The organism is Pontimicrobium sp. MEBiC01747 (assembly GCF_053601635.1).
Genome location: NZ_JBSHNS010000527.1, coordinates 1 through 11,767 on the forward strand (window position 1 = coordinate 1; position 11,767 = coordinate 11,767).

Genomic DNA, 11,767 nt, shown 5'->3' on the forward strand with positions numbered 1-11,767 from the left:
CCTTTAAGTCAAGTAGCAAATGTTAATACTCCAGATGGTAGAACGATTACGGTACAACCTTGGGAAAAAAATATGCTACAGGAAATAGAGCGTGGTATTGCTTATGCTAATCTAGGTTTTAACCCTATGAATAATGGAGAAACCATAATTATAAATGTCCCAGCTTTAACAGAAGAACGTAGACGCGAATTAGCAAAACAAGCAAAAGCAGAAGCCGAACATGCAAAAGTTGGTATAAGAAATGCGCGTAAAGAAGCAAACAACGATATTAAAAAAACCGAAGATGCCTCTGAAGATGTACAAAAAAGTGCAGAACAAGATATCCAGAATCTCACCGACACTTTTGTAAAGAAAATTGATGAGATATTCTCTACTAAAGAAAATGAGATAATGAAAGTATAAAAGTTAAAAGCGACATAATAGTCGCTTTTTTTAGCGCCTATTTTAATACTTTTGGTGAAGATATAATACTATGCAGTTTCTAAAACCTTTTATTTTTCTTCTAATAACCTTACAAATAACGTTTTGTAAGGCTCAAGATTATAAGTTTATCCCCAGCGATCAACACTTATTATCTAACGATGACATAAAAACAATGCAAATTAAAGTTACACCAGATGTATTATTGTTTACCGAGCGTGGAGAAATTCTACCAAAAGCACAAATGGAACTTATGGCTAACCCCAATTATACGCCTCTATTTTATGCTAATACGCAAGGACAACTGAAATCGATTATTTTTAAACAAACTAATAGCACTTCAACACGAATAGAAAAAAGCCCAGAAGCTTATTTTGAAACAGGAGAAAAAGCATTAGACTTTATTGTAAGCGATATAGAGGGTAATACGACTAAATTATCAAACCTTAAAGGAAAAGTAGTTGTCTTAAACTTTTGGTTTACTAAGTGTGGCCCTTGTGTTATGGAAATACCAAGTTTAAATAATGTTGTTGATACATTTAAAAGTGAAGCTGTAGTGTTTATTGCCATAACTTTTAATAAAAAAGACTCCGTTAAACAGTTTTTAAAAGAACATAAATTTGATTATAAAATAGCCCCTAACGCAAATGATGTCATTACAATGTATGGTGTACAAAGCTACCCAACAAACATTGTAATTAACCAAAAAGGAGAGATTGTACTTAAAGAATTAGGTTACAGAACAAATATTGAATCTGTATTAACGCAATCTATTAAATCGCTATTAGACTAATTTATATGATAAAACGTGGACTTCTTGTCTTCTTACTACTTATTGCACTTGCTGCTCAATCACAAGTTCAAAACGACAGTATTGCTACTCAAGATTCAATTAAAAAAAACACCTTTATAAAACAACTGGGCAATGGCTATTTCCCAACAAAAGTCTTAAACTTCGATTTAAGATATTTGGTAAAATTTAATCAGTACGAGGGTTTTAGAACTGGATTAGGTGGTGTAACTAACGATGGTTTTTCAGAAAAATATAGAATAAACAGCTATGTTGTTTATGGTTTTGTAGATAAAAAAATAAAATATAGCATTGGTGGTGGGTTTAGAATTGCTCCTGAGACTAAAACATGGATAAACGTAGCTTATACAGACGATTTACAAGAAACAGGAAGCTCAAAATTTTTAACAGATAAGCGTTTCTTTTCTTTTTTTGAACCACGATTATTAAACATAGATCTTTTTCATAAACATATTACTACAAAGGTAGCTTTGGAACACGAAATTAATCCTAAGTTACTATCTGAGGTAGAATTTGCAACAAGTAATATTCGTCCAACCTACGATTACAATTATTTATTAAATGGAGAGTCTTTTGGGTCTTACGAAACCACTACAGCTAAAATAGCTTTACAATGGAACCCTCGTGATGAATACGATACTGAAAGTAAAAAAATAATAAAGGAAGGCTATCCCAAATTCACATTGCAGTATACCAAAAGTTTTAAAGACATTCTTAATGCCGACTTTAATTTTTCAAAACTCGATTTTAGGACTATTCATAAGGTAAACCACAATAAAGAATCGTTTTCAATAACCACTTTTTCTGCAGGTTTAGCACAAGGAGATGCGCCCCTAACACATTTATATCATGCCTACCCAAATAATATTACCAAAGAAACTATTTTGCAACGGTTTTCTGTTGCTGGAATAAACAGTTTTGAAACCATGTATTTTAATGAATTCTTTTCTGATAGGTTTGCAACTTTAATTTTTAAACATTACTTAAAGCCTTTTCATATTTCAAAGAATTTTAATCCTCAATTAGTACTTATTTCAAGGTTTGCATTTGGTGACATGACTAACAAAAATAGGCATCAAAATATAACATTTAACACCCTTAATAAAGGCTACACAGAATCTGGCTTTGAAATAAACAAATTGCTCTTCGGTTTTGGTTTAAGTTTCTCTTATAGATACGGGGCTTATCATTTGCCAAGAACGGATGATAACATTGCTTTTAAGTTCACTTTTAATATTACATTATAATTTCATTTTTATACAGTAAATCTATCTGTTTTCCATACCTTTGCGGCTTGTTTGTAAGGTTCTATGTCAAAAATTAAAAAATCACAATTTTGGGACATTGTAGCAAGAATTATCTTGCGTAATAAAATTCTTATTTTATTAGGTGTCATTATTGCAACTGTTCTGTTAAGTACGCAATGGAAGTACATGCGTTTTACGTATACAGAAGCTAATTTATTACCAGACGACCACGAAGTAAATCAAGAATACAATAAATTTCTAGACATTTTTGGAGAAGAAGGTAACCTAATTGTATTAGGAGTTAAAGATTCTACTTTATTTACAGTTGAAAAATTAAACGCATGGAACGCATTATCTGATACGTTTAGAAATGAAACAGAAGTAGAAACAGTAGTTTCTATAAAAGACTTACAAAAACTAGTTAAGAACACTAAAGACGAAAAATTTGAATTAGAGCCCTTTATAAAAGATTCAATTACTTCTTTAGCTCAAATAGATACGCTACAGGAAGAGTTATTTAAAAAATACCCTTTCTATGACAATTTTTTATTTAATACAAAAACAAAAACCATTCGTACAGCTATATATCTAAAAAAAGATATCATTAATAAGCCTGAGCGTAAGGATTTTGTAATGAATACACTTATAAAGCATATAGATGCCTTTGAAGCTAAGTACGATTTAGATGTCCGGGTCTCTGGGATGCCTTACATAAGAACGCTTAACTCGCAGAACATAGTAGACGAAATAAACATATTTGTTATTGCTGCGTTATTGGTTACTTCGTTAATTTTCTTTTTATTTTTTAGATCCTTCCGCGCTACATTTATTTCGCTTATTGTTGTATGTATTGGGGTAATGTGGACGCTTGGTATATTAGGGCTTCTTAAATACGAAATTACTGTACTAACCGCACTAATACCACCATTAATTATTGTTATAGGTATACCAAACTGTATTTTCTTAATTAACAAATACCAACACGAAGTAAAATTGCATGGTAACAAGGTTAAATCATTACAACGTGTAATTACTAAGGTTGGTAATGCCACGTTAATGACTAATGTTACTACTGCCTCTGGTTTCGCAACTTTTATAATAACAGAAAGTAAATTATTAAAAGAATTTGGGGTAGTTGCGTCTTTAAGTATACTTGCCATATTTATACTTTGTATTCTAATTATTCCAATAATTTATACGTTTTTACCGTACCCAAAAGACCGCCATTTAGAACATTTAAACAAACGATGGATTGGAGGTTTCGTAAATTGGATGGAGCGTATGGTAAAAGAAAAAAGGATAGCAATTTACCTAACCTCCTTAATACTTTTAGTTGTTTGTATTATTGGTATTTATAAAATAAAAATCTCTGGAAGCCTTATAGAAGATATGCCTAAAAAGGCCGAGTTTTTTCAGGACATTAGATTCTTTGAAGATGAGTTTAATGGTATTATGCCATTAGAAATTATGGTAGACACAAAGCGTAAAAAAGGAGTCATGAAATTGGCAACTCTTAAACGCATGAATGAGTTAGAAGATTTAATTACAGAAACTCCAGAATTATCTAAACCAATTTCTGTAGTAAGCTTAGTTAAATACTCTAAACAAGCTTACTCTAATGGTAATCCTAAATATTATCAGTTACCAACCTCTCAAGAGAATCTATTTCTTTCTGTTTACATTAAAAACTCAGCTTCAGGAGACATTAATATGCTTAATAATTTTGTAGATAGTACTGGCCAATATGCCCGTATTACAACGTTTATGAAGGATATTGGTACAGATAAAATGAAACGCATTCAAGAAGATCTTCTTAATAAAATTGATAAAGTATTTCCTAAAGAACGTTACAACGTAACCATGACGGGGAAAGCTCTAGTATTTCAAAAAGGGACCACTTACTTAGTTAAAAACTTAGCCATCTCTTTATCATTAGCCATTTTATTAATTTCATTATTTATGGCTTACATGTTCCGTTCGTTTAGGATGATTATAGTGTCTTTAATCCCTAATTTATTACCACTAGTTGTAACGGCAGGGTTAATGGGCTATTTGGGCGTTCCTATAAAACCTTCCACTATATTGGTATTTAGTATTGCTTTTGGTATTTCGGTAGATGACACCATACACTTTTTAGCAAAATACAGACAAGAGTTACAAGCTAATAATTGGAGAATTAAAAAATCTGTATACGCAGCACTAAGAGAAACAGGAGTAAGTATGTTTTATACTTCTATTGTATTATTCTTTGGGTTTTCGGTATTTACCATTTCTAGTTTTGGTGGAACAGTTGCCTTGGGAGCCTTAGTCTCTGCTACACTATTATTTGCAATGTTATCTAATTTATTACTGTTACCATCTCTTTTATTGTCTTTAGAAAAGAGTATTGCAAATAAAGAAACATTAAAAAAACCAACAATAAATATTATTCCAGAAGAGAGCGACGAGGAAAGCAAGCCAGAAAACATGGAATAATTACAATAAAAAATTACATTTGTATTTAAAATAATTTTATAAAAATGACACCGAGCACAGTTGCACAATTATTAAAACAGACGACGCTACAGGAAGTAGAAGTTAAAGGATGGGTAAGAACGTTTAGAGCAAATCGTTTTATTGCTTTAAATGATGGGTCTACTATTAATAATATACAGTGTGTTGTTGATTTTGAAAACACAGACGAGGCCTTATTAAAACGCATCACAACAGGAGCTGCCGTACATATAAAAGGAGATTTAATTGAAAGTCAAGGAAAAGGACAAAACGTTGAAATAGCAGTTACTTCTATTGAAATTTTAGGAGATTCAGATCCTGACAGCTACCCTATTCAACCTAAAAAACACTCTTTTGAATTTTTAAGAGAGAATGCGCATTTAAGAACTAGAACCAATACGTTTAGTGCAGTAATGCGTTTACGTTCTGCATTATCATTTGCAGTACATAAGTATTTTAATGAAAATGGCTTTTATTACATGCATACCCCAATCATTACAGGAAGTGATGCTGAAGGTGCAGGAGAAATGTTTCGTGTAAGCACATTAGATCAAAAAAATCCGCCATTAACAGAAACTGGAGAAGTAGATCATTCTCAAAACTTTTTTGGAAAAGATACTAACTTAACCGTTTCTGGACAATTGGAAGCAGAAACATACGCGATGTCTTTAGGTAAAGTTTATACTTTTGGACCAACGTTTAGAGCAGAAAACTCGAATACGTCACGTCACTTATCTGAATTTTGGATGATTGAACCTGAAGTTGCCTTTATGGACTTAGCTGGAAATATGGATTTAGCTGAAGATTTTATGAAATCTGTTATTTCTTATGTTCTAGAACATAACATGGACGATTTACAGTTTCTAGATAAACGATTAGCCGATGAAGAGAAAACAAAACCACAAGCGCAACGTAGTGAATTAAGTTTAATTGAAAAATTAAAATTTGTTACCGACAATAACTTTAAGCGTGTTAGTTATACTGAAGCTATAGATATTTTAAGAAACAGTAAGCCAAACAAAAAGAAGAAATTTAATTACTTAATTAACGAATGGGGTGCAGATTTACAATCTGAACATGAGCGTTTTTTAGTTGAGAAGCATTTTAAATGCCCTGTAATTTTATTTGATTACCCTGCAAATATTAAGGCCTTCTATATGCGCTTAAATGAAGATGGTAAAACCGTTCGTGCAATGGACATTTTATTCCCTGGTATTGGAGAAATAGTTGGAGGGTCTCAACGTGAAGAACGTTTAGATGTTTTAAAAGAAAAAATGGCCGTTTTAGATATTCCAGAAGAAGAACTATGGTGGTATTTAGATTTACGTAAATATGGTACTGCTGTCCATTCTGGATTTGGATTAGGTTTTGAGCGTTTAGTAATGTTCACAACTGGTATGAGTAACATACGTGATGTAATACCTTACCCTAGAACGCCACAGAATGCAGAATTCTAATAAAAAATACAGACATTAAAAAATGTCATATATAATTATAAAAACAATCTATTTATATACTATTATTTAGATTGTTTTTTTATTTTTATAAAAACCCTAAAAAGAAGTATGCTTAAACAATATTTACAGTTCAAATTATCCCAAAAATTGTCTCCGCAACAAATTCAATTAATGAAATTGATACAGTTGCCTACACAAGCATTTGAGCAACGTTTAAAGCAAGAACTAGAAGAAAATCCAGCATTAGATAGCGGTAAAGAAGAAAAAGAAAGTGAATTTGATGATGACTTTGATAATACTTTAGACGAGTATGATGATAACGACTCTATAAATACTGAGGATATTAACATCGATGATTATTTAAGCGATGACGAAATCCCAGATTATAGAACTAGTGTAAATAACTACAGTGCAGATGATGACGAAAAAAGCATTCCTTATGCCTCTGGTACTTCTTTTACACAGCATTTAAAATCTCAGTTAAATACCTATCGTTTAAATGATGAAGAGCGTGATATAGCTGAGTTTTTAGTAGGTAGCGTAGATGAAAGTGGATATATACGTAGAGAGCTAAGCGATATTATGGATGATTTAGCTTTTACACAAAATGTATATACTACAGAAGATAAAATTGAAGACGTACTTCATATAGTCCATCAATTGGACCCTGCTGGTGTAGGAGCTCGTAATTTACAAGAATGTTTAAGTATTCAATTAGCTAGAAAAGAACAAACTCCAGATGTTGAATTAGCATCAGATATTATTAATAAAGCTTTTGAGCAGTTTACTAAAAAGCACTATAAAAAATTAATTCAAAAGTTTGACATAACTGAAGAGCAATTAAAAGATGCTATACACGAAGTAGAGCGTTTAAACCCAAAACCAGGCGGTTCATACTCAGGAAATAATAGAATAGTAGAACATGTGGTTCCTGATTTTGCTATAAAAATTGTTAATGGCGAATTGGAATTAACACTTAATGGTAGAAACGCTCCAGAACTACATGTGTCTAGAGAGTATAATAATATGCTTAAAGGCTATAAAGAATCTAAGGATAAGTCTAAATCTCAAAAAGATGCAGTACTCTTTATTAAACAAAAACTAGATGCAGCAAAATGGTTTATAGAAGCCATTAAGCAAAGACAACAAACGCTGTTTGTAACCATGAGTGCCATTATGCATTACCAAAAAGAATACTTTTTAACTGGTGATGAACGCAAATTGCGCCCAATGATTTTAAAGGATATTGCAGACGAAATTGAAATGGATGTATCTACCGTATCTAGAGTTGCTAATAGTAAATACGTAGACACGCCTTATGGAACTAAATTAATAAAGGAGTTCTTTTCTGAATCTATGACGAATGACAAGGGAGAGGAAGTTTCAACAAGAGAAATTAAAAAAATTCTAGAAACTGTTATACAAGAAGAGAACAAGAAGAAACCTTTAACAGACGAAGCTTTATCTAAAATTTTAAAAGAAAAAGGTTATCCTATAGCTCGTAGAACTGTGGCAAAATACAGAGAACAATTAGATATCCCGGTTGCTAGATTACGTAAAAAAATATAATGAATTCAGTACTTAGGAGTATTTCTTTTATTTTTCACCCTTTAATAATGCCTTTATTAGGTGTAATCTTTTATTTTTCAAAATCTCCTCGTCATTTCACTAACGAGTTAATACAAGCTAAATTAATCTCTATAAGTATACTTACTATTTTATTACCTATACTTATTTATTTTTTATTAAAAACACTTGGTAAAACACACTCTATATATTTAAAAACTACAAAAGAACGTGTTATCCCACTAGTTATTAATGCCCTAATTATACTACTAGTTATTAAAAGAGTTTTACCTTCTAATCAAATTATAGAGCTTCATTATTTCTTTATAGGTATTTTAATCTCTACTCTAAGTTGTCTTATTTTGGCTGTATTAGAGTTTAAAGCAAGTATACACATGATTGCTATTGCTGGAGTGTTTATGTTTGCTCTTGGGATTTCTAAAAACTTTAGTATAAATATTAATGGTTCTCTCGCATTAATAGCATTAATTACGGGTGCAATTGCAACTTCCAGATTACATTTAAAAGCGCATACTAGTATAGAATTAATAATAGGTTTTTGTATTGGTTTTATACCACAATTAATTCTATTAAATTATTGGGGCACCAACTAAGTTGCTTTTTTTTATAATTAGTTACATTATAAAATATAAAACATTAAACCGACTTTTAAAGCTTTTGCGTCTATAACAGTATTATCTATTTTAGAATTTTTATCGAATATTGGATTTAAGGCATAATAGGCATAAAAATTCCAAGTATTATAACCTGCACTTAAGCTTATACCATACTGAAACCTATTAAATCTGTCGATATTATTTAATTTAATTTTTGTGGTGTTTCCTACAAATTTAGAACTATTTACAAAGCTGTAACCTAATTTAAAACCTGCATAAATACGCCAAAATTTATAATCTTTGGCTGTAGAGGTTCGCCAACGGAACTCTATAGGTAATTCTATTAAATGCATAGAAAACTTATTTTTAGAAAACGGGGTTTCTGCTTCATTTAATATGCTAAAGCTAGTACTACCATCCACCTCACTTATTAATATATTTTGATTGAAAGAATTAAACGACAAACCTAAACCAACACCAATAGCAATGTTTCTTTGTTTGTTAACAGGCATATCTTTTGTAAATCCAAAATGTAATCCGCTAGAAAAGCCATTTTGAGAGCTTCCTTTGGGCTTATATGCAAGTAGATTGTATGTTACACCAATATAAAACTGATCTTCTTTATATAAGCTATCAACAACAGCTAAGGACTCCTCTTCTACTGTTTGACTAAATGTAGAAGATATTACAACAAAACATAAAACTAAAGGCAATAAAAACTTCATAAGTAAGAATTATAAGATAAAGGTAAAAATAAAAGGCGCTTTGAAAAAATTCAAAACGCCTTGTATATAAAATTAAGAGTATTTTCTATCTCTCTGCATTAGAAGTTGCATCACCTTTTTTAGTGGTGTAGTTAATTTTTAATGCATTTACTTTTCTAAGCTCGTTCTTAATATCCATTATTAAGCCCATGTTTGCATCTTGATCTACTTTAAGTGCCATAATTAATTTGTTAACCTGGTCTTCTCTTAAAGCTGCTCTTTCTGCTGCAACAAATGCCTTAATATCACTAGGACTTGCAAATTTATCATTTAATTGAATTCTTGCTTCAGTACCCATTGTGCTTTCAAATCTTTTACTAGGTTTCCCTGCGTAGATATAACTAATAGGTTTCTTTTTATCTAATTTTTCAATTTGATCTGCGAAAGGTAATTTGTTTTCAATTTTTAAGTTATCCTCTTTTATTACAGTGGCAACCATAAAGAAGAATAATAACATAAACACAATATCTGGTAAAGATGCTGTAGAAATTGGAGGTAATCCTCCGTCTTTTTTCTTTTTAAATTTAGACATACTTTTATGTGTATTTAATTTAACTCTTCTTTGTTTCCGCTTCAGAGAATATTTGAGGGATTATCTTCTTAATCTTCTCTAATTTCTCTTTTAAATCCTCTTTATCTTCTGGAGAGGTCTGAGGATCTTGATACATGTCGTTAGCCTGTACATAATTTAACCCTGTACTTGGATATTCTCTTTGGAACTCGCGATTTCTTAACTCATTATATGCTGCTATAACTTCATTTTGCACAGAAATATAAGTTTCATACTTCGTCAATCTATCATTACCTAAAGACACAACCGCTTTATTAAAATTATCTGAAGATTCAGGATGCTTATCTCCTTTACAGTATCTACAAGCATCTTCTCCTTGTCCTCCACCGTTATCTAAAAACGATACAACATGTCCGCGAAGCTCTTTAAGTTCGATAACTTTATCATCTCCTCGTGTTTTAATTTGGATTTGATCGTGCTTATTAACCGTTATTTGGAAGATATTCCTTTGCTTAATTTTCACATCAATATCTGTAGGCGGTTCCCAAGGCGGTAACTTTCTATTTAAACCAGAGTCTGTTGCGATATCTGTTGTTACTAAAAAGAATATTAGTAGTAAGAAGGCAATGTCAGCCATAGAGCCTGCATTAACTTCTGGTGCTGATCTTTTTGCCATAATTACTTAATCATTTTTTTAATTCCTGTAAATAACATTGTTCCACCAGCTAATACTGCTAAAAAGTAAAACATATATAATCCTGCTCCAACCCATTTAGAACCAGATGCAGAAAGCATTTCTCCATCTTGCATTGGCGTTTCTATACCAGTTGCCATAGCGTAACTTAATACTACAAGCACTAGGAAAGCACCAACACTAATTAATGTCTTTTTTAATGATGATGTATTTGAAAATAAATTGACTAATACAAATACCACTACAAGTAAAAGCGTTACAGCTAATACAAAGTAAGCAACAAACATTATTGGGTTAACTAACCCTGTGTCTCCAACTGCAGCTGCAGTTTCGATAGCTTCATCTCCTGCAGAAACAATTCTGATAAGGAAAAATATAGAAGCTAATCCTAATAATAAAAGAACTATTTTTAAAATCTTTTGCATAATTTATTCAGTTTTAAAATTAGTTATTATTATTTCTTATACTTCGATAATAAATCCATTAAAGTGATAGAAGAATCTTCCATATCATTTACAATGTTATCAATTTTTGCTACGATATAGTTGTAAAAAATCTGTAATATAATCGCTACTATAAGTCCGAATACCGTTGTTAATAAGGCTACTTTAATACCACCTGCTACTAACGTTGCATCCATACCACCTGCAGATTGAATTTTATCGAAGGCTTGAATCATACCAATTACTGTTCCCATGAACCCTAACATTGGTGCTAATGCGATGAATAAAGAAATCCAAGATACGTTTTTCTCTAATTGTCCCATTTGTACACCTCCATAAGCTACTACTGCTTTTTCTGCAGATTCTAAATCGCCATCTGCTCTGTCTAAACCTTGATAGAATATAGAAGCAACAGGTCCTTTTGTGTTACGACATACTTCTTTAGCTGCCTCTAAACCTCCTGATTGTAATGCATCTTCTACATTAGCTGTTAATTTTTTTGTATTCGTAGTAGAAAGATTTAAAAAGATAATTCTCTCTATAGCAATTGCTAAACCTAGAATTAAACATAATAATACAATCCCCATGAATGCTGGCCCACCTTCTATAAAACGTTTTTTTAATTCTTGGTGAAATCCTTTGTCTGCTGTTGCAGGGTCATCTTGAGTTGCTGTAACTACCGTTGTTGCAACCGTCGCTGCGTTTGTAGTTGCGTTTACTGTACCAGTTGCCATTAAAAATACT

At 31.5% G+C, this 11,767-nt stretch carries 12 protein-coding genes; 7 read left to right on the plus strand and 5 right to left on the minus strand.

Annotated elements, in window-relative coordinates; genetic code table 11:
• From frr to ACVC2P_RS17180, 7 genes are all read left to right on the plus strand, one after another.
• On the plus strand, positions 1-402 hold a 402-nt coding region (gene frr / locus ACVC2P_RS17150; RefSeq protein WP_452599673.1), incomplete at its 5' end, for a ribosome recycling factor.
• 70 nt (positions 403-472) lie between these two features.
• On the plus strand, positions 473-1,213 hold the full coding sequence (locus ACVC2P_RS17155; protein ID WP_452599674.1) for a peroxiredoxin family protein: 741 nt from the start codon (positions 473-475) through the stop codon (positions 1,211-1,213).
• A 5-nt stretch (positions 1,214-1,218) separates the two neighbouring features.
• A complete protein-coding gene (locus ACVC2P_RS17160; protein ID WP_452599675.1) occupies positions 1,219-2,478 on the plus strand; it encodes a DUF5686 family protein in 1,260 nt (419 codons plus the stop codon).
• A gap of 63 nt (positions 2,479-2,541) precedes the next feature.
• A complete protein-coding gene (locus ACVC2P_RS17165) occupies positions 2,542-4,953 on the plus strand; it encodes an efflux RND transporter permease subunit (RefSeq protein ID WP_452599676.1) in 2,412 nt (803 codons plus the stop codon).
• A gap of 44 nt (positions 4,954-4,997) precedes the next feature.
• Positions 4,998-6,428, plus strand: a complete 1,431-nt coding sequence (gene asnS, locus ACVC2P_RS17170) for an asparagine--tRNA ligase (RefSeq protein ID WP_452599677.1) — start codon at positions 4,998-5,000, stop codon at positions 6,426-6,428.
• A 108-nt stretch (positions 6,429-6,536) separates the two neighbouring features.
• Entirely contained in the window at positions 6,537-7,997 is a 1,461-nt protein-coding gene (gene rpoN, locus ACVC2P_RS17175; protein WP_452599678.1) for an RNA polymerase factor sigma-54, read from the plus strand.
• On the plus strand, positions 7,997-8,608 hold the full coding sequence (locus tag ACVC2P_RS17180) for a hypothetical protein (protein ID WP_452599679.1): 612 nt from the start codon (positions 7,997-7,999) through the stop codon (positions 8,606-8,608). Before rpoN ends, ACVC2P_RS17180 begins: the two co-directional genes overlap by 1 nt.
• 26 nt (positions 8,609-8,634) lie before the next feature.
• Here the strand turns inward: ACVC2P_RS17180 and ACVC2P_RS17185 are convergent, their stop codons facing one another.
• The 5 genes from ACVC2P_RS17185 to ACVC2P_RS17205 all read right to left on the minus strand — a co-directional run bounded on the left by ACVC2P_RS17185 (position 8,635) and on the right by ACVC2P_RS17205 (position 11,757).
• Positions 8,635-9,336 (minus strand): porin family protein, encoded by a 702-nt coding sequence (locus ACVC2P_RS17185; RefSeq protein ID WP_452599680.1) that lies wholly within the window; start codon positions 9,334-9,336, stop codon positions 8,635-8,637.
• A gap of 85 nt (positions 9,337-9,421) precedes the next feature.
• Positions 9,422-9,907 carry an ExbD/TolR family protein gene (locus tag ACVC2P_RS17190; RefSeq protein WP_452599681.1) on the minus strand — a complete coding sequence of 162 codons (486 nt, stop codon included), beginning with the start codon at positions 9,905-9,907 and terminating at the stop codon, positions 9,422-9,424.
• A gap of 19 nt (positions 9,908-9,926) precedes the next feature.
• Positions 9,927-10,562: an ExbD/TolR family protein gene (locus tag ACVC2P_RS17195; protein WP_452599682.1), complete on the minus strand. Its 636-nt coding sequence runs from the start codon at positions 10,560-10,562 to the stop codon at positions 9,927-9,929.
• A gap of 2 nt (positions 10,563-10,564) precedes the next feature.
• Positions 10,565-11,005, minus strand: a complete 441-nt coding sequence (locus ACVC2P_RS17200; RefSeq protein WP_452599683.1) for a hypothetical protein — start codon at positions 11,003-11,005, stop codon at positions 10,565-10,567.
• A 29-nt stretch (positions 11,006-11,034) separates the two neighbouring features.
• On the minus strand, positions 11,035-11,757 hold the full coding sequence (locus ACVC2P_RS17205) for a MotA/TolQ/ExbB proton channel family protein (protein WP_452599684.1): 723 nt from the start codon (positions 11,755-11,757) through the stop codon (positions 11,035-11,037).
• Positions 11,758-11,767 lie beyond the last annotated feature (10 nt).